20 protein-coding genes are annotated in these 18,247 nt (G+C 66.7%); 8 read left to right on the top strand and 12 right to left on the bottom strand.

Annotated features, from left to right (window positions below):
* Positions 1 to 3 precede the first annotated feature (3 nt).
* From NP825_RS13995 to NP825_RS13945, 11 genes are all read right to left on the bottom strand, one after another.
* A complete protein-coding gene (locus tag NP825_RS13995) occupies positions 4 to 519 on the bottom strand; it encodes a demethoxyubiquinone hydroxylase family protein (RefSeq protein WP_257544531.1) in 516 nt (171 codons plus the stop codon).
* Positions 516 to 998 (bottom strand): disulfide bond formation protein B, encoded by a 483-nt coding sequence (locus tag NP825_RS13990; protein WP_257544529.1) that lies wholly within the window; start codon positions 996 to 998, stop codon positions 516 to 518. Before NP825_RS13990 ends, NP825_RS13995 begins: the two co-directional genes overlap by 4 nt.
* Positions 999 to 1,107: 109 nt before the next feature.
* On the bottom strand, positions 1,108 to 2,496 hold the full coding sequence (locus NP825_RS13985; RefSeq protein WP_257544527.1) for a S41 family peptidase: 1,389 nt from the start codon (positions 2,494 to 2,496) through the stop codon (positions 1,108 to 1,110).
* 110 nt (positions 2,497 to 2,606) lie between these two features.
* Entirely contained in the window at positions 2,607 to 3,824 is a 1,218-nt protein-coding gene (locus NP825_RS13980) for a murein hydrolase activator EnvC (protein ID WP_257544525.1), read from the bottom strand.
* On the bottom strand, positions 3,821 to 4,249 hold the full coding sequence (locus tag NP825_RS13975; protein ID WP_257544523.1) for a 23S rRNA (pseudouridine(1915)-N(3))-methyltransferase RlmH: 429 nt from the start codon (positions 4,247 to 4,249) through the stop codon (positions 3,821 to 3,823). The genes NP825_RS13980 and NP825_RS13975 overlap by 4 nt, the downstream gene beginning before the upstream one ends.
* Before the next feature lie 32 nt (positions 4,250 to 4,281).
* On the bottom strand, positions 4,282 to 4,665 hold the full coding sequence (rsfS, locus tag NP825_RS13970) for a ribosome silencing factor (protein ID WP_257544520.1): 384 nt from the start codon (positions 4,663 to 4,665) through the stop codon (positions 4,282 to 4,284).
* Positions 4,662 to 5,315, bottom strand: coding sequence for a nicotinate-nucleotide adenylyltransferase (locus NP825_RS13965; RefSeq protein ID WP_257544518.1), 654 nt, complete (start codon positions 5,313 to 5,315; stop codon positions 4,662 to 4,664). The genes rsfS and NP825_RS13965 overlap by 4 nt, the downstream gene beginning before the upstream one ends.
* On the bottom strand, positions 5,312 to 5,608 hold the full coding sequence (locus tag NP825_RS13960; protein WP_257544516.1) for a type II toxin-antitoxin system RelE/ParE family toxin: 297 nt from the start codon (positions 5,606 to 5,608) through the stop codon (positions 5,312 to 5,314). The genes NP825_RS13965 and NP825_RS13960 overlap by 4 nt, the downstream gene beginning before the upstream one ends.
* On the bottom strand, positions 5,605 to 5,859 hold the full coding sequence (locus NP825_RS13955) for a CopG family ribbon-helix-helix protein (RefSeq protein WP_257544514.1): 255 nt from the start codon (positions 5,857 to 5,859) through the stop codon (positions 5,605 to 5,607). The genes NP825_RS13960 and NP825_RS13955 overlap by 4 nt, the downstream gene beginning before the upstream one ends.
* A 91-nt stretch (positions 5,860 to 5,950) precedes the next feature.
* On the bottom strand, positions 5,951 to 6,517 hold the full coding sequence (locus tag NP825_RS13950; protein WP_257544512.1) for a hypothetical protein: 567 nt from the start codon (positions 6,515 to 6,517) through the stop codon (positions 5,951 to 5,953).
* Between the two features lie 47 nt (positions 6,518 to 6,564).
* Positions 6,565 to 7,848 (bottom strand): glutamate-5-semialdehyde dehydrogenase, encoded by a 1,284-nt coding sequence (locus tag NP825_RS13945; RefSeq protein ID WP_257544510.1) that lies wholly within the window; start codon positions 7,846 to 7,848, stop codon positions 6,565 to 6,567.
* A 227-nt stretch (positions 7,849 to 8,075) separates the two neighbouring features.
* Here NP825_RS13945 and NP825_RS13940 point away from each other — a divergent pair, with 227 nt between their 5' ends.
* The 5 genes from NP825_RS13940 to NP825_RS13920 all read left to right on the top strand — a co-directional run bounded on the left by NP825_RS13940 (position 8,076) and on the right by NP825_RS13920 (position 11,945).
* A complete protein-coding gene (locus NP825_RS13940; protein WP_257544508.1) occupies positions 8,076 to 9,209 on the top strand; it encodes a DUF3667 domain-containing protein in 1,134 nt (377 codons plus the stop codon).
* A 51-nt stretch (positions 9,210 to 9,260) separates the two neighbouring features.
* On the top strand, positions 9,261 to 10,892 hold the full coding sequence (locus NP825_RS13935) for an alkaline phosphatase (RefSeq protein ID WP_257544506.1): 1,632 nt from the start codon (positions 9,261 to 9,263) through the stop codon (positions 10,890 to 10,892).
* Positions 10,893 to 10,958: 66 nt separating this feature from the next.
* Positions 10,959 to 11,282, top strand: a complete 324-nt coding sequence (locus NP825_RS13930) for a helix-turn-helix transcriptional regulator (protein ID WP_257544504.1) — start codon at positions 10,959 to 10,961, stop codon at positions 11,280 to 11,282.
* Positions 11,279 to 11,716: an SRPBCC domain-containing protein gene (locus NP825_RS13925; RefSeq protein WP_257544502.1), complete on the top strand. Its 438-nt coding sequence runs from the start codon at positions 11,279 to 11,281 to the stop codon at positions 11,714 to 11,716. Before NP825_RS13930 ends, NP825_RS13925 begins: the two co-directional genes overlap by 4 nt.
* 10 nt (positions 11,717 to 11,726) lie before the next feature.
* Positions 11,727 to 11,945: a hypothetical protein gene (locus NP825_RS13920; protein ID WP_257544500.1), complete on the top strand. Its 219-nt coding sequence runs from the start codon at positions 11,727 to 11,729 to the stop codon at positions 11,943 to 11,945.
* On the opposite strand, the gene NP825_RS13915 is transcribed toward NP825_RS13920, so the two are convergent.
* The gene (locus NP825_RS13915; protein ID WP_257544498.1) at positions 11,936 to 12,859 is read right to left on the bottom strand and encodes a crotonase/enoyl-CoA hydratase family protein; all 924 of its coding nucleotides are present in this window, start codon (positions 12,857 to 12,859) and stop codon (positions 11,936 to 11,938) included. The genes NP825_RS13920 and NP825_RS13915 overlap by 10 nt on opposite strands.
* Positions 12,860 to 13,184: 325 nt before the next feature.
* Between NP825_RS13915 and purC the strand changes: the two genes are divergently transcribed.
* The 3 genes from purC to NP825_RS13900 all read left to right on the top strand — a co-directional run bounded on the left by purC (position 13,185) and on the right by NP825_RS13900 (position 18,191).
* Positions 13,185 to 13,961, top strand: coding sequence for a phosphoribosylaminoimidazolesuccinocarboxamide synthase (gene purC, locus NP825_RS13910; RefSeq protein WP_257544496.1), 777 nt, complete (start codon positions 13,185 to 13,187; stop codon positions 13,959 to 13,961).
* Between the two features lie 141 nt (positions 13,962 to 14,102).
* Entirely contained in the window at positions 14,103 to 15,248 is a 1,146-nt protein-coding gene (locus NP825_RS13905) for a diguanylate cyclase (protein WP_257544494.1), read from the top strand.
* A 42-nt stretch (positions 15,249 to 15,290) separates the two neighbouring features.
* Positions 15,291 to 18,191: a pitrilysin family protein gene (locus tag NP825_RS13900; protein WP_257544491.1), complete on the top strand. Its 2,901-nt coding sequence runs from the start codon at positions 15,291 to 15,293 to the stop codon at positions 18,189 to 18,191.
* The last annotated feature ends 56 nt before the right edge of the window (positions 18,192 to 18,247 follow it).

Raw genomic sequence — 18,247 nt, 5'->3', positions numbered from 1 at the left:
CTATCAGATACGCTTGGACAGCGCGATGGCTGCGCGGCAGCCCGCGCGAATCGCGAGGCTGAGCAGCGGATAGCCGGGCGAGCTTTCGGCCCCTGCAGCGAGCGCGGCTTCCTTGTGTTCGAGCTCCTCGGCGCGGAAATCCTCGACCGCGGCGCTGAGTTCAGGGTCGCTGTCGCCGAGTTCGTCGATCTGATGGCGATAATGCCGGTCGATCTCGGTCTCGACCGCGGCGGTGCAGGCCATCGCGGCGCGCGGTCCCATTGCCGCGGTCACCGCGCCCAGCGCAAAGCCCGCGACGTTCCAGACGGGCTGGAGCGCGGTCGGCCGCACGCCGCGGCGTGCGACCATCGCGTCGAAGAAGGCGCGGTGTCGTTCTTCTTGTTCGGCCATATGCGCGATCTCGCGCGCCATCGGGTGACGGTCGCCCATCACCGCGAGCTGGCCGGCATAGATGCGCGTCGCGCCATATTCGCCGGCCTGGTCGACGCGGATCATCGAGGCGGTACGGTGCTTGCTCATGCCGCCGATGTGGTCCGGCGGCGCAGCAAGGTCAAGACGAGCGCGGCGGCGGCGAGCGAGAAGATCGCATTGAAGCCGGCGAGCGAGATGCCGAACAGCCGCCACTGCGCGACGTCGCAGCGGATGATCGGCGCCGCCATGATCTCGTCGAGCGAAATCGGGCCGCTATGGCTGGTGCTGCACGTCGTCAGCCCTTCCCACAATCCATATTCGACCCCGGCGTGGAAAATGCCAATCGCACCGCTGACCGCGATTGCGACGGCGGCGAGCAGAGTCAGCGCGCGCATGACCTTGTCGTTGCGATTGAGGAGCAGCGCGAGCAACGCCAGCACGATCGCCGCTTGGTGCGGCCAGCGCTGCCAATAGCACATTTCGCACGGATGGAGGCCAAAGCCGAACTGCGACACGAGCGCGCCGCCATAAAGAAGCAGCGGCGCGGCGAGCGCGACGAGCGGCGCGGCAAGGCGGGATTGGAGCATCAACACTTACCTTGAACTATAGTCATTCCGGCGAAGGCCGGAATCTCGCCGGTGCGTCAGATACAGAAGGCGAGGTCCCGGCCTTCGCCGGGACGACGGATTGAACAAATCAGTTGCGTGCGGCCGGTTTCGCGGGCGGCTTGCCGCCCTGCGCCAAGCGCGGGGTCGCCGGGCCGATCCGCCCGATCGTCTGCAGCGCATAATAGAGCTGATAATCCTTGATGCCCTTGGCCTTCAGCTCGTCGGCGGTCGCGGTGAAGCGCGGATCGTCCTTCTCGTCCTTTTCGAGCAGGCTGTTGTCGACCTTCTTCTCGTTGATCAGATGGCGGCGCAGGTCGCTTTCGCGGAAGCGCGGGCGATCCTTGTAATCGGGGTCCGAAAGCTGTGGCACGCGAATGTCGGGCTCGATCCCGCCTTCCTGCACGCTGCGGCCCGAGGGGGTGTAATAGCGCGCGGTCGTCAGGCGGAGCGCGGTGGTGTCGGTCAGTGGCAGCACCGTCTGCACCGATCCCTTGCCGAAGCTGCGTTCGCCCATGATCACCGCGCGATGCTGATCCTGCAGCGCGCCCGCGACGATTTCGGAAGCGGAGGCGGAGCCCGCGTCGATCAGCACGATCATCGGCGCGCCGCCGGCAAGGTCGCCGGGTTCGGCGAAATAGCGTTCGATATCTCCCTTCTTGCGCCCGCGCTGCGAGACGATCTCGCCGCGGTCGAGGAAGATGTCGCTGACCCCCACCGCTTCGTCGAGCAGCCCGCCGGGGTTCGAGCGCAGGTCGAGCACCCAGCCGCGCGGTTTGTGGCCGAGCGACTTTTCGACCGAGATCATCGCGGCCTTGAGGTCGCGGGTCGCGTCGGCGGAGAAGCTGGCGATGGTCAGCACGCCGACATCGTCCTTCACTTCCCATTTGACCGGCTTCACGTCGATGATCTCGCGGGTCAGCGTCATCTCGATCGGCTTGTCCTGACCCTCGCGCACGACGGTGATCTCGACCTGGGTGCCGGGACGCCCGCGCATCTGCTCGACCGCTTCGTCGAGGGTCATGCCGAAGATCAGTTCCTTGTTGATATGCGTGATATAGTCGCCCGCCTTGACGCCCGCGCGGTCGGCGGGTGTGTCGGCGGTCGGCGCGATCACCTTGACGACGCCGTCCTCCATCGTGACCGACAGGCCGAGCCCGCCATATTCGCCGTCGGTCTGGGTGCGGAGATTGGAATAGTCGCGCGCGTCGAGATAACCCGAATGCGGGTCAAGGCTGGCGAGCATCCCGTTGATCGCGCCCTCGATCAGCTTGTCGTCGCTGACCGGCTCGACATAGTTGGATTTGACCTCGAGAAAGACATCCATGAAGCGGGCGATTTCCTGTTGCGTCGAGGCGTCGACGGTCGCCATCGCCCCGGTCGCGAGCGGGACGAGCGCGAGGGTCGAAAGCGCCGCGGCGCCCTGCCACAGCGCGAAACGGCGCCGGGAAGAGGAGGCAGTCTGGGTCGATTCGGTCATGGTCATCTTTCAATCGCGCAGGCGTGAACCCGCCTTATAATCCCCGACGGGCCATCGTCCTACGGAATTTTGGGGGCGTCAAGCGCGAGTTCCGGGACAGAGACATGGGGTCACCCCAACATTCGGGCGATATCCACGGGCCGTCCGGCGCGCCGCAGTTCGACGGTAATCCGACTGTCGTCGGACCCGGCGCGGCCGATCGGCGCCCCGGCATCCAGCGTGTCGCCGACCCCCGCCGACAGCGCGATCATCCCGGTGACCAGCGAAATCCAACCGCCGCCATGGTCGATGATGACGATCTTGCCATAGCCGCGATAATCGCCCGCGAAGCTGACGCGCCCCGGTGCGGGGGCGACGACCTGCCCGCCCGGGCGCGCCGCGATGGTGATCCCGCGCGAGCGGACGCCGCTGTCATTGACTTCGCCCAGTCCCGCGACGATGCGCCCGACAACGGGCAGGCGATAGACGCCGCGCGCAAGCTCGGCCTCGGCCGGTGCAGGCGGAGCCGTCCGCATCACCGCGCTCGTCGGATCGCGCGGGCGCGGGATCGGGCCCGCGAGCTGGGCCAGTTCGCCGCGCACTGCGCCGTCGGTTTCGAGTGCATCCATCAGTTCGACGATGTCGCGCGCCTTTTCGCCCAGCCCGAGGGCGCGGTCGGCTTCGAGCTGGGCGCTGCTCATCAACTCGCGCGAGCGCAGCCGTCCCTCGTTTTCGAGCCGGGTCAGCGCGTCGCGGCGCTGGGCGAGTTCGGTCTTGCTCGCAGCGAGTGCCTGCAGCGCGATTCCCTGCTGCTGGCGGACGGCGCGTAGTTCGGCAAGCTCGCGGCGCACGCCCGCCGTCCGTTGCGCGATCACCGGCATGGCGGCGTCGATCACGGCGCGCGCATGCACCATGTCGGTCAGCGATCCGGGCTGGGCGAGTACGCTCACCGGGGGTTGGCGGCTGAGTTGCTGCAACGCGGCGGTAAGCTCCAGCAAGGGCTGCCGCTGCTCGGCGAGCCGCGCCTCTTGCCCCTTCAGCCGCCGTGACACCAGCGCGATGCGCGCTTCGCCGGCATTGATGTCGGCTTCGGCCGACTGGATGCGTGCGGCGAGGGCGGCGCTGCGCTTCTTCAGCCGCTCGGCCTCGTCGTGTGCGGCGGTCGCCTGCGCTTCGAGCGCGGCGCTGCGCGTCATCGCGTCGGCCGATTGCCGCTTGGCGGTCAGAAGCTGCTCGCGCTCGCGCGCTGCGATCGCCTGAGGGTCGAAGACATCGTCGCTTTGCGCGACCGCCAGCGTGCCGCCGACGGCTGCGAAGCCCAGCGCCAGCGGGAAGGCCCAGCGCCTCATTGCCGCCCCTCGCGGTGATAGGGGTGCCCTGCAATGATGCTGGTCGCGCGCCACAATTGCTCGGCGAGCATCGCACGCGCCATCAGGTGCGGCCAGGTGGCGCGGCCGAACGCGATGACCCGGTCGGCACCCTCGCGCTCGGCGGGCGTGAAGCCATCGGCGGCGCCGAGGCAGAAGCGCGCCTCGCGCACCCCGCCGTCGCGCCATTTTTCCAGCAATTTGGCGAATTCGAGCGAGGAGAGCTGTTCGCCGCCTTCGTCGAGCAGGATGGTGCGGCTATTCTCTGTCGCGGCGGGCATGCGTCCGCCGGTATCGGGAAGCTCCGAAATCTTCTGCGCCCAGGTCACGCGCTTCATGTAGCGCTCGACCAGCTCGGCCTCGGGCCCGCGCCCGATGCGCCCGCGCGCGATGATGTGCAGCAACATGACGCCTCGCCTACGTTAGCGAGGCAAAGGCGTCAATTTACCGCGGCAACCGGCGGCGCGTCGCCGAACGACCACATGCGCTCGAGGTTGTAGAAGCTGCGCACCTCGGGGCGGAACAGGTGGACGATCACGTCGCCCGAATCGATCAGCACCCAGTCGGCGTTCGGCAGCCCCTCGATCCGGACGCTGCGGCCCGTTTCCTGCTTGATGCGCTGCGCCAGCTTGTCGGCGATCGCCGAGACATGACGCGTCGACCGGCCGCTCGCGATCACCATATGATCGGCGATGCTGCTCTTGCCGGCAAGCGGGATGGAGATGGTTTCCTGGGCCTGATCCTCGTCCAGCTGGTGGAGAATCAGCGCGTGGAGCGCGTCCACGCTGTTGGCGGGTGCGGCATCCTTACTGGCGGCTATCAAGCGGTTTCATTCCTTTCATCCATGGCCAGCCGCGAATGCGTGACAGGGTCGCGCATCGCGCGGCCTGCATAGCTCTCGAACCAGCGGGGGTTGGCCTGCCGTATTGCAGTTGCGGATCGCACGTCGGGCGAAAAACGCAGGAACACGAGGGCAGGCGGTCTCCAGTCCGTCCAGTGACGTTTCTGGTCCGCGGGCCGGACAAAGCGCCGCAGCCAACCCATCGCCTTCGCAGCGTGGGTGCGGCCATTATAGCCCGGACGCGCGATTACCGCAATCGGCATCAATCGCGCGATCCCCCGCCAGTCGCGCCAGCGGGGCAATTGGGCCAGATTGTCGGCGCCCATGATCCAGATGAAGCGGCGATTGGGATAGCGCTGCACGAGCTTTTTCAGCGTATCGACGGTGTAGCGGGTGCCGAGTTCGGCCTCGATCGCGGTCGCGCGGATCGGCGAACGCCGCGCCATGCGCTGCGCCGAGGCTAGGCGGGCGGCAAGCGGCGCCATGCCCTTTGCGGGCTTCAGCGGATTGCCCGGCGAGACGAGCCACCACAGTTCGTCGAGATCCAGCGCTGCGATCGCATCGAGGCTGATCGCCCGATGCCCGCCATGCGCCGGGTTGAAGCTGCCGCCGAGGAGCCCGGTGGTGATCAATCTTGAGGGACCGGGCGCCAATCGTTGCGCTCTTGACGCACACGCAACACTTCTATTCCGTCATTCGCTGTCCGATAAATCAGGATGTGACGACTTTTACGCGGCCGCCACTTGCGCCAGCCCTCAATTTGCAGCGGCGATCCGCCATGAGGGTGATCCAACAGCCAGTGCGCCGCCTCAATCAAGCTGGCAATGATCTGTCGTGCGAAGACGGGACTATAGGTTTCCACCAGATATCTCTCGATGGCGTGGAGGTCGTTTATAGCCGCTTCGGTCCAGATCACCCGCTTCATGCGGCGTTGCGCTTGCCCAGCTTTTCGGCGAACATGGCCTCAACTTGTTCCTGTGTGAAATAGCGGCCCTGCTCGATGTCACGTTCGCCCTCGCGGACGAATTCGATGAACTCCAATTCCTCCTCGATATAGCGTTCGATGGCTTTCGCAATCACCCATGCCCGGCTGCGATCCAGTTCTTTTGCTAGCGTGTCGATTCGAGCCGAAAGATCGGACGTTACGCGCGTGGAAATGACGGTCGGTTTGGTCATGCGGCTAGCGTATCACTTGTATACAAATGATTCAAGATTGCATCTGCCTCGGGGTTCGTTTGCGCTCAGCGCGATGCGGCTTTGACTGCGCTCAGTTGGCAATATTGGCCGGTCGGTTTGCCGTTTGCGTCCAATATCCTCGCGGCGCCGTAAAGACGCAAGCGATGCTCGTTAAGCGATGCCCCTCGGTCCGCGATATTCGTGCGGAATCGCCTAGCGCATGCCTTGCCGAACGGGGTCGCTTCGATGCAGGCGCGGTAGGCCGAAAGAGCGAGCGGCGAAAAGGGGATAACGCTACATTTTCTTCATAATCGGTCATGTCGGCGTTTGAGATGCCCCATGGGCGGCGGAGACTGTGTTCGGCCCAATCTTTCGCAACGTCGATAGGCGGATCGGTGGCATAGCGAGGCGCGATCTCGACTCGCAGAAGATCAAAACAAGGCGGCAAGGCGTCAGCGATGGGTTCAAAGTTAAGTGAGATGACGGTTTCGCCCGACGGTTTTGATGGTCGCAGACGTTCGTTGCGGTCAAGCGCGCTATAGACCCCCGGAATCAGGACATTATATACCAGCCTCTGCGTTTCTTCCTCATCGGCGAAGGCCAAATGAAGAGCATCGCGCGCTACAAGCCAGAGAAACGGCAGCGCGGCGAGCATCAAGGCAAGCGTGACGAGATACGGCCATCGCCTGCGCTTTCGCGGTGGGCTCAAGGCCGCGTCTGCCCCGTCCCCCGCACCAGCCACTTATAGGTGGTGAGCCCTTCGAGCGCGACCGGGCCGCGCGCGTGCAGCCTTCCCGTCGCGATGCCGATTTCGGCGCCGAGGCCGAATTCGCCGCCGTCGGCGAACTGGGTCGAGGCGTTGTGCATGACGATCGCGCTGTCGACTTCGGCGAGGAAGCGGTCGGCCGCCGCCGCGTCCTCGGTGACGATCGCGTCGGTGTGGCGGCTCGAATGCGCGTCGATATGCGCGAGCGCGCCCGCGAGGCCATCGACGATGGCGATCGAGACGATCGCGTCGAGATATTCGCTGTCCCAGTCGCCCGCCGATGCCGCATCGACATGCGGGCTGAGCGCGACGACATCGCGGTCGCCGCGCACCTCGCAGCCCGCCTGGACCAGCGCGTCGACGATGGCGAGCGGCGCGGGATAGGCGCGGTCGATCAGGATCGTCTCGGTCGCGCCGCAGATGCCGGTGCGGCGCATCTTGGCGTTGACCGCGAGCGGCAGCGCTTTCGCCGAATCGGCGGCGCCGTCGATATAGAGGTGGTTGATCCCGTCGAGATGCGCGAGCACGGGCACGCGCGCTTCGTCCTGCACGCGCGCGACGAGGCCCTTGCCGCCGCGCGGAATGATGATGTCGACCAACCCCTGCGCGCGCAGCAGCGCGCCGACCGCGGCGCGGTCCTGCGTCGGGACGAGTTGCACCGCGTCGGCGGGCAGGCCGCTTGCCGCGAGGCCGGCGGCGAGCGCCGCGTGGATCGCGCGGTTGCTGTGCACCGCCTCGCTGCCGCCGCGCAGGATCACCGCATTGCCCGACATCAGGCCGAGTGCGGCGGCGTCGGCGGTCACATTGGGGCGGCTTTCATAGATGATGCCGACAACGCCGAGCGGCACGCGAACGCGGCTGAGTTCCATGCCGTTGGGGCGCACCGCGCGGTCGATCTCGCGCCCGACCGGATCGGGGAGCGCCGCGACGGCATCGACCGCATCGGCGATCGCGCTCAGCCGATCCTCGTCGAGCCGCAGCCGGTCGAGCATCGCCGCGGTCAGTCCGCCAGCCTGCCCAGCCTCCATGTCGCGGGCGTTGGCGTCCAGGATTTTCGCCGCCTGCGTGCGAAGCTGCGCCGCGCCTGCGCGCAGCGCCGCCGCCTTTTCCGTGGTGGACGCGACCGCGAGCCGCTTCGCCGCTACGCGTGCGCGCGCGCCCATGTCGGCGATCAGCGCGTCGGCGTCGGCGGGGCGCGGCGAGGTGAGGGCTTCGGCGTTCATCGCGCGGCCCTATCATGATTCACGCGGGTGCCGAAAGCCCTCGTTGCGCAGGTTGCAACGCCCCATTAGAGCGGGTAGCCAATCGTGATCGTCATGGCGGGAAGCTGCAGGCGACAAAGCAATCTCCAGCCATCGGCGAGACAGCAGCATGGCTGGAGATTGCTTCGTCGCTTCGCTCCTCGCAATGACGCCGGGATCGATCCAACAATCCTATCCAGTCGGGGCGCATGAGCGGGGACATCGAAAGCATCGGGGCGGCGATCACGGCGGGGCTGGCGGGCTCGGCGGTTGAGCCCAGGCACGGCGGCACCGGGGGGCACGGCGGCGCACGCTGCCTCAATTGCGGGACGAGCCTCGTCGGGTCGCATTGCCATCGCTGCGGGCAGAAGGCCGACGTCCATCGCAGCTTCGGCGCGATCGGGCACGACCTTGTCCACGCGATCTTTCATTTCGAGGGCAAGCTGTGGAACACGCTGCCGCTGCTCGCGTGGCGGCCTGGCGACCTCACGCGGCGCTATATCCACGGCGAGCGCGCGCGCTTTATTTCGCCGCTGGCGCTGTTCCTCTTTGCAGTGTTCCTGACCTATGCCGTGCTCGCGATGGTCGGCGCGGGCGGCGGGCTCGGTCAGGAGTTGAACAAGGCCGCCGCCGAACAGACGCGCGCGGCGGCGATCAAGGACAGTATGCAGGACGAGGTCGATCGGATCGACATCGAACTGGCGAAAAAGGACTTGCCCGCGGCGCGGCGCGGCGAATTGCAGGCCGAGCGCGACACGCTCCAGAAGAGCGCCGGCTATCTGGGCGTAACGCGCAGCCGCAGCGCAGAGGAACGCGAAGCCGACCGCGCCGCAGGCCCGCCGGTGCTTGCCAACCCGGTCGAGCAGGTAAGGACGAGCGCCGATTTCGTCACGCGGAACAAGGTCGGCTCCGGCATCCCGTTCATCGATCACGGCATGGAAAAGGCGTTCGCGAATCCCGCGCTGATCCTCTACAAGGTGCAGGCGAACGCCTATAAGTTCGCGTGGGCGCTGATTCCGCTGTCGCTGCCCTTCCTATGGCTGCTCTATCCGTTCAGCCGACGTTTCCACACATATGATCATTTCGTGTTCGTGACCTATTCGATCAGCTTCATGCTGCTGATGTTCGTGGTCGTGCGCTTGCTCAACCTGACGATGTTTGGCGAGATCGCCACCTTTGCCGCGCTGCTCTATGTGCCTTTCCACATGTATCGCCAGCTTCGCGGCGCCTATCGATCGTCGCGGATCGGGGCGTTGGCGCGAACGAGCCTGTTGCTTCTCTTCAGCCTGTTCGCGGTGATCATGTTCATGCTGCTGCTGCTCGCGCTCGGCGCCGCGGGCTGACGAGGAGTTGTAACGCGGATCGGGCAAAGACCCGGCAAAGGGAGACATGCGATGCACCAGCTCTGGGGTGAAATCGACCGGCGCCTGCTCATCAAGCTCGGCACTGCGGGGCTTGCGGCGATGGCGCTGCCCGGCGCTGCGCAGGCGATGGCGGCGCAGGGCTTTACCCATGGCGTCGCGAGCGGCGAGCCCGGCACGAACAGCATCCTGCTCTGGACGCGCTATGCCGCGCCGTCGGACACGCGGCTGACGGTCGAGCTGTCCGCAACGCCCGATTTCACGGCGGTGGCGGGCGGCGGCAGCGTCACCGCCCAGGGCGAGCGTGACCATACCGCCAAGGTCACCGTCGACGGGCTCGCGCCGGGTCGCTGGTATTTCTACCGCTTCATCGCGCCCGACGGCACCACGTCGCCGACCGGTCGCACCCGCACTTTGCCGCAGGGGCCGACGAGCGCTTTCACGCTCGCGCTCTTCTCCTGCGCCAACATGCCGTTCGGCTGGTTCAACGCCTATGGCCATGCGGCGGCGCGCGGCGACATCGATCTCGTCGCGCACGTCGGCGATTATTTCTACGAATATCGGGCCGGAGATTATCCTACGGCGAAGGAGGTGGTGCCGGGGCGGCTGGTGCAGCCGCCGCAGGAACTTGTGGCGCTTGCCGACTATCGCCTCCGCTATGCCGCCTATCGCGCCGACCCCGATCTGCAACGCCTGCATCAGCTTTTTCCGATGATCGCCCAATGGGACGATCATGAATTCGCCAACGATACCTGGAAGGGCGGGGCGGAGAACCACAATGCGGGCGAGGGAAGCTGGGCCGACCGCAAGGCGGCCGCCGAGCGCGCCCACAGCGAATGGATGCCGGTCGCGGAAACCCGCTGGCGCGACTATCAGGTCGGCGACCTCGCGACGATCTTCCTTCCCGAAACGCGCGTCACCGCGCGCGACGAACCGTTCGATCTCGGCGCGCTGCTGGAAGGAAAGAGCGACGTCGCGGCGACGCTCAAGACCTTCGCCGAAACCGCCTATCGCGACCCGCAGCGCCAGTTGATGGGCGCCGAGCAGGAAAAATGGCTGTTCGACGGCTTCACACAGTCGGTGAAGGCGGGGACGCGCTGGCAGGTCTGCGCGCAGCAGATCGTCATGGGGCCGCTCTTCACCCCGCCCGAATCGCGGGACTGGTTCGGTCCCGACCAGCCCGATTTCGTGAAGCGCCGCGTCGAGGTGGCACAGCTTGCCGCGAAGGCGGGGCTGCCGCTCAACATGGATGGCTGGGACGGCTATCCCGCCGCGCGCGACCGCCTGCTCGCCGCCGCGCAAAGCGCCGATGCCGACCTCGTCACCCTGTCGGGCGACAGCCACAATGCCTGGGCGTTCGACCTGGCGCACGACGGCCGGCCGGCGGGGATCGAGGTCGCCGGACAGAGCGTCAGTTCGCCGGGCTTCGAGGCCTATACCCCGGGCATATCGGACGAAACGCGCGTTTCCGCCTTGCGCGCCTCATCGCCGCAGCTTCGCTGGGCGAACACGCGCGATCGTGGTTACGTGACCGTCGCGCTGGCCCCCGATCGGGTGACCGCCGACTGGCATAGTGTCGCTTCGGTGCGCGCGCATGACCTTCAGCTGACGAGCTCGCACCGCATGACCGCGACGCGCGGGCGGCGGACTTATGACACGGCCTGACGCGAGCGCTTGACACATTCATAACTATATGGTTATGAGAAATCCATAGCCACGGAGTTATGGATTATGACCGCATCCCCCGACCTTCTGTTCCGGGCGCTCGCCGACCCGACCCGGCGTGGCCTGTTCGAGCGGCTTTGCCTCGATGGCGAGCAGACCGTCGCGGCGCTGACCAGCGGCGCGGGAATCTCGCAGCCTGCGGTGTCGAAGCATCTCGGCGTGCTCCGGCAGGCGGGGTTGGTGCTCGACCGCCACGAGGGGCGGCAGACGCATTACAGCGCGCAGCAGCGCGCGCTCGCGCCGCTGGTCGACTGGACCGGCCGCATGACTCGCTTCTGGGAAGCGCGGTTCGACGATCTCGAAGATTTGCTGAAAAGGATGGATCAATGAACGCATCGCCCGACGTCCGCACGGTCACCGTCGAACGCGAAATCCCGCATCCGCCCGAAAAAATCTGGCGCGCGCTGACGACGCAGCATCTGATCGAGGAATGGCTGATGAAGAACGACTTCGGCCTCGACCTCGGTCATCGCTTCCAGCTTCGCGGCGACTGGGGACAGGTCGAATGCGAAATCCTCGACGTCGATCCGGGGCGGATGCTGTCGTACAGCTGGAATCACCCGCACGCGGACCCCGCGTTCGACCTCGAAAGCGTCGTCACCTTCACGCTCGAACCCGCGGATGCCGGGACGCTGCTCCGCGTCGAGCAGACCGGCTTCCGCCCCGAGCAGAAGCAGGCGTTCGGCGGCGCGCAGGGCGGCTGGCGCATTCATCTCGAAAATCTGGAAAAAACCGTCGCGGCGCTCGATGGCGCGCGCGGATGAGGAGAGTGTCATGACCTGGATCCGGCCGTTCCACCGCTGGACGTCGATCGTCTTCACCGTGATCGTCGCCGCCATCTTCGCGACGCTCGGCATCGGCAGGCAGCCGGCGCAATGGGTCTATTATCTCCCGCTCGCGCCGCTGTTCCTGCTGACCCTGACCGGCCTCTACCTGTTTTTCCGCCCCTATTTCAAAGCGCGGCAGGTCAAGGCTGGGGCGCCTCAGCCATAGGGCGGGCTTTCCTCGAACTCGTCGAACCAGGGATAGTCGTTCGCGACGCTGGCGGTGAAATTGGGCGCGCGCTTTTCGAGGAAGCTCGTCACGCCCTCGACGGCGTCGGGGCTGCGGCCGCGTGAGAAGATGACGCGGCTGTCCCAGCGGTGCGCGCTCATCGGGTGCGGGGCGCCCATCATGCGCCAGAGCATGTGGCGGGTGAGCGCGACCGAGACGGGGGCGCTGTGCTCGGTCATCTCGCGCGCCTTGGCGATGGCGGCGTCGATCAGCGCGCCCGGCGCGTGGACCGACTGGACGAGGCCCTTTTCATGCGCTTCGGCGGCGGAGATCAGGCGACCCGAATAGCAGAGGTCGACCGCGTTCGCGATGCCGACGAGGCGCGGCAGGAACCAGCTCGACGCCGCTTCGGGGACGATACCGCGCCGCGCGAAGACGAAGCCGTAGCGCGCGGTCTCGCTCGCGAGGCGCGCGTCCATCGGCAGCGTCATCGTCGCGCCGATCCCGACCGCGGCGCCGTTGATCGCGCCGAGCACCGGCTTCTTCGCCGCGAAGATACGCATCGACACGCGCCCGCCGCCGTCGCGGACGAGCGGATGCGACCAGTCGATCGTGCCATCCTCCGCGACCGGGCTCGGCGGCGTGCCTTCGGGAAGCTGGCGCTGCTTGTCGGCGCGCTTGTCGTAATCGAAGGTGTCGCCGCCCGACCCCAGGTCGGCGCCCGCGCAATAGGCCTTGTCGCCATGGCCGGTGAAGATCACCGCGCGCACCGCGTCGTCGGCATCGCACTCGTCCAGCGCGTCGATGATCTCGGCCATCATGTCGGCGGTGAAGGCGTTCATCCGCTCGGGCCGGTAGAGGGTCAGGACGGCGATGCCGTCCTGCTTGTCGAGGCGAATCTCGTTGTAGCTCATGTCTCTCTCCTTGGGGATCGAGCCATGGTTGCAAGCCGGGCGGGCGAAGGCAAGCTCTAGTTTACGTAAACGTAAGTGGGTGAGGGGATGTGGCGTGGTCCGATACCCGGATTCGTCATTCCCGCGAAAGCGGGAACCCAGCAGCAACGCTGGAACGGGGTTCGCGCTTTCGCGGGAATGACGAGGGGAATGGCGGGACGCGATGCCGGGGATGACGCGCCCGCGCTTTGTCGCTATAGGCGCCGCATCGCCCCGGCGGCGCGCCTCTTGCCTGAGTCGCTTTCGCCGGGTTCTTCTTTTGGTTCCGACAGAAAGTCCGCGCGCCATGGCCCGTCGCCGCCAGATCTACGAAGGCAAAGCCAAGATCCTCTACGAAGGCCCCGAACCGGGTACGTTGATCCAGTATTTCAAGGACGATGCGACCGCCTTCAACGCGCAGAAGCGCGGGACGATCAACGGCAAGGGCGTGCTCAACAACCGGATTTCGGAGCATGTCTTCACGCTTCTCGGCAATATCGGCGTGCCGCACCATTTCATCCGCCGCCTCAACATGCGCGAACAACTCATCCGCCAGGTCGAGATCGTGCCGATCGAAGTGATCGTCCGCAATGTCGCCGCGGGCACGCTGTCGAAGCGGCTCGGGATCGAGGAGGGGACGCCGTTGCCCCGCACGCTGATCGAATATTGCTACAAGGACGACGCGCTCGGCGATCCGCTGGTGGCGGAGGAGCATATCGCCTGCTTCAACTGGTGCAGCCAGGACGAGCTTCACGATATCCAGGATCTGGCGATCCGCATCAACGACTTCATGTCGGGCATGTTCGCGGGCGTCGGCATCCGCCTCATCGACTTCAAGCTCGAATTCGGGCGGCTCTATGAGGGCGACTACAGCCGCATCATCCTGGCCGACGAGATCAGCCCCGACGGCTGCCGCCTGTGGGACATGGCGACGAACGAAAAGCTCGACAAGGACCGTTTCCGCCGCGATCTCGGCGGCGAGGTCGAGGCCTATCAGGAGGTCGCGCGTCGGCTCGGCCTGCTGCCCGAGGGCGGCGACAATGCCGTGCTCGACCTCGAAAGCCATCGCAAGAAGAAGAGCTGAGGCGGCGGCGCCAGGGCACCGAGCTTCAAATCTGCATCATCTCGATCCGCTCGACACGAACGGGACGGTGGGTCGGATTAAAGGCTCGATGCTCTAGCCATCCTTAAGGCTTGATTTACCACAGCTTGCTACCCCCGGCGCATGACGGGGGTCTTTCATTGGTTTGGTGCGCGGGTGTTTCCGCCGGTTCCGGGTGATATCCGGGACGATCTGGCGCTTTTGCGCGCGCATCGCATCGAGACGCTGACCCCGATGCTGTTCCTGATGCTGGCGGCGACGACGCCGACCGCCATCTATGCCGGCATCGCCACCGTTCATCCGATCATCCGTATCGGTTTCCCCGTCATCCTCGCGGGCGTCTGTCTGCTCGGCTTCGGCACGCTGATGAAGAATCGCGGCCGCCGCATGAGCCCGCGCCGGGCGCGGCGCGTCCGCATCGAGGCGACGTGGCTGTCGGCGGTGATGGGGGCGATGTGCAGCGTCTGGACGGTGGTCAACTGGCTCGCCGCCGCGCCCGAGAACCACAGCTATTATGCGATGATCATGGCGATGGGATCGCTCGCCACCGCTTACTGCTTGTCGCCGATCCGCTTCGCCGCGCTGGTCAACATCGCCATCGGGCTGGTGCCCGTCGCGGGGCTGATGCTGACCTCGGGCCATGCCCCCGAAGTGGGTGCGGGGACGAGCCTGATCGTCGCGACGATCTTTCTGATCCGCATGATCGTCCAGCAGCACGGCCAGCTCGTCGATCTGCTGATGCTCCAGCGCCAGATGCGCGAGCTTGCGCACAGCGATCCGCTGACCGCGCTGCCCAATCGCCGCGCCTTCGACCTCCGCCTCGCCGAGGAGATCGGACGCGCGCGCGAGGGCCGGCCCTTTGCGATCGCGCTGCTCGACCTCGACGGTTTCAAGCCGGTGAACGACCGGCACGGCCATGCGGTGGGCGATCAGCTCCTCTGCGAAATCGCGGTGCGGCTGCGCCGCGCCTGCGGCAAGGACGCGATGGTTGCGCGTCAGGGCGGCGACGAGTTCGCGATCCTCGTGCCCGCGGGATCGCCGCTGCTCGAAACCGCGCTCGCCGACCATATCCTCGCGGCACTCGCCGCGCCTTGCCGGATCGAGGGGCATGTGATCCGCGTCGGCGCGAGTGTCGGCGTCGCCGCCTGGCCCGAAAACGGACCGACGAGCCGCGACCTGTTCGAGGTCGCCGACCGCGCGCTCTATGCCGCCAAGGCGATTGATCGAAACATCAAGTCGTCCGTCGAAAGCGTGTCGCGCCGCGCCTAGGCGGCGCTTGACCCGCCGCGCGGGCGCCGTCACACCGGCGGCATGAAATTGCACCTGCTCCGGCGCGCGTCGCTCGCGCTGTCGCCCCTCGCCCTCCTCGCTGCCGGCCCCGCGCCCGTCCTTGCCAAACCGGCACCCGCGCCCGCCGCCGCGCCCGCCGCCGCGACCGTCAATCCGCAAACCGCCGCCGCCAGGGCCTGGAACTTCGCCGCGAGCGATATCACGGTCGATCCCAACATCGTCTTCGGCGTCCTGCCGAACGGGATGAAATATGCGCTGCTGAAGAACAGCACGCCCAAGGACAGTGTCCTCGTCCGCCTGCGCTTCGATGTCGGCAGCTTTGCCGAGGCCGACGACCAGCGCGGCCTTGCCCATTTCCTCGAGCATATGGTGTTCAACGGATCGACCCATGTGCCCGAGGGCGAGATGGTGAAGCTGCTCGAGCGCAAGGGCCTCGCCTTCGGCGCCGACACCAATGCGGTCACCGGCTTCGACCAGACCGTCTATCAGCTCGACTTGCCGAACGCCTCCGACGATCTGGTCGACACCGGCCTGATGCTGATGCGCGAGACCGCGAGCGAAGTGACGATCGACCCCGCCGCGGTCGACCGCGAGCGCGGCATCATCCTGTCCGAACGCCGCGCGCGCGACAGCTATCAGCTGCGCAGCCTGATCGACCAGCTCGATTTCCAGATGCAGGGGATGAAGGTCGCCAGCCGCATCCCGGTCGGCACCGAAGAGGTGATCAAGACCGCCCCCGCGTCGCGCATCCGCGATATCTATGACCGCTATTACCGCCCCGAGCGCGCGACGCTGGTGATGGTCGGCGATTTCGATCCCGCCGCGATCGAGGCGAAGATCAAGGCGCGCTTTTCGGACTGGAAGGGCCGCGGCCCCGCGGGTGCCGACCCCGATATCGGCGGCATCGACTTCAAGCGGCCCGAGGCGGCGGACGATTTCATCGATCCGGCGATCCAGGATTCGGTGACGATCTCCGCGTTCAAGCCGTGGGTGGACGAGGTCGACAGCAAGGCGAAGCGCGCGCGCAAGCTGGCCGAGGATGTCGGCGAGGCGATCCTCAGCCGCCGGCTCGCGAAGATCGCGCTCGACGAAAATTCGCCGATCCTCGCCGGCTATTTCAGCGACAATGACGGCTGGAAGCGCTTCGACCAGGTCAGCGTCGGCGCGGTCGCCAAGGAGGGCGCGTGGAAGGATGCGCTCGCGCTCGTCGAGCAGGAATGGCGCCGCGCGGTCCAATATGGCTTCACTCAGGCCGAGGTCGACGAACAGATCGCCAACCGCCGCACTGCGCTTAAAAATGCGGTCGCCGGGGTCGATACGCGGCGCAGCGACACGATGGCCGACGTGCTGGTCAAGGCCGCCGACGGCAGCTTCGTCGTCGTCCGCCCCGAAACCACCCAGGCGATGTTCGACGCGGTGGCGCCGACGCTGACCGCCGACGCGGTGACCGCGGCGTTCCGCAAGCGGATGGAGGGGCTCAGCCCGCCGCTCGCGCGCGTCACCGCCAAGGCGCCGATCAAAGGCGGCACCGGCGCGATCCTCGCCGCGCTCAACGCCTCGCAGCAGGTCGCGGTCAGCGCGCCCGCCGCGGCGGCGAGCGCGAAATTCGCCTATGACGATTTCGGCACGCCGGGGACGGTGGTCAGCGACACGCGGATCGACGACCTCGGCATCCGCCGGATCCGCTTCGCGAACAATGTGATGCTCAACATCAAGAAGACCGATTTCCAGAAGGACCGCGTCTATCTGTCGCTGCGCGTCGACGGCGGCAATCTGCTCGCGACGCGCGATGACCCGACGAAAGTCGCGCTGGCGGGCTCGCTGATGCTCGGCGGGCTCGAAGCGCACAGCTTCGACGAACTCCGCACGATCCTCGCCGGCCGAACGGTGAACCCGGCTTTCGGCGCAAGTGACGACGCCTTCGGCGGCAGCGCGCTGACCTCGCCCGAGGATTTCGGCTTGCAGGCGGGACTGATGGCGGCCTTCCTGACCCACCCCGGCTATCGCGCCGATGGACTGGCGCTGATCCGCCGCTATCTGCCGCAGCAATATGCCGCGAACGACGCCACGCCCGCCGCGGTGATCGGCCGCGACGCCGAGGGCATCCTCGCCGGTGACGATCCGCGCGAGCAGACGCCGCCGCTCGCCAAGGTGATGGCGCTCGACTGGGCGCAGCTCAAACCCGCGATCGCCGACAGCCTGGCGCATGGCGCGATCGAGATCGGGGTCGTCGGCGACATCGACGAGCAGGCGGCGATCGACGCGATCGCGAAGACCTTTGGCGCGCTGCCCGAACGCCGCGCCGCCTTCGACCCGCATGCCGACGCGCGCGTCCGCCATTTCGCAACCGACCGCAGCGAACGCACGCTGATCCACAAGGGGCCGGCCGAGCAGGCTGAGATCCGCGTCTATTGGCCCGCGCGCGACGACAGCGACCTGACCGAGGCGATGCGGCTCAACCTGCTGTCGCGGCTGATGCAGCTCAAGCTGACCGAGGAACTGCGCGAGAAACTCGGCGAAAGCTACAGCCCCGGTGCGGGGGTCAGCCTGTCGGACGAATATCCGGGCTATGGGCACCTCCTTGCGGCGAGCAACGTCGATTACAAGGATCTGGCGACGACGCGCGCGGCGATCTTTGCCATCGCGAAGGAATTGCGCGACGCGCCGGTCGACGCCGACCTGCTCGACCGCGCGCGCAAGCCGCTGCTCGAAAGCATGACCAAGGCGCGGCGCGAGAACAGCTATTGGCTGCCTTATGTCGCCGAGGCCACGAGCCGCGCCGACCGCCTCGACCGCAGCCGCAACAGCCTCGCCATCGTCGAAGCCGCGACGCCCGCCGAACTGCAGGCGCTGGCGCAGCGCTATCTGCTCGACGACAAGGCGCTGGTGATCAAGGCGGTCAGCGACAAGGCGGGGAAATAGCGAGGGCGGTGCGACTGTTAACGACCGGGAGCGGACCTATCTTTTCCCCTCCCTGT

Source organism: Sphingopyxis sp. DBS4 (assembly GCF_024628865.1).
Lineage (GTDB): Bacteria > Pseudomonadota > Alphaproteobacteria > Sphingomonadales > Sphingomonadaceae > Sphingopyxis.
Note: the sequence above shows the minus strand (reverse complement) of the source record. Positions and strands in the feature narration are given on the sequence as shown.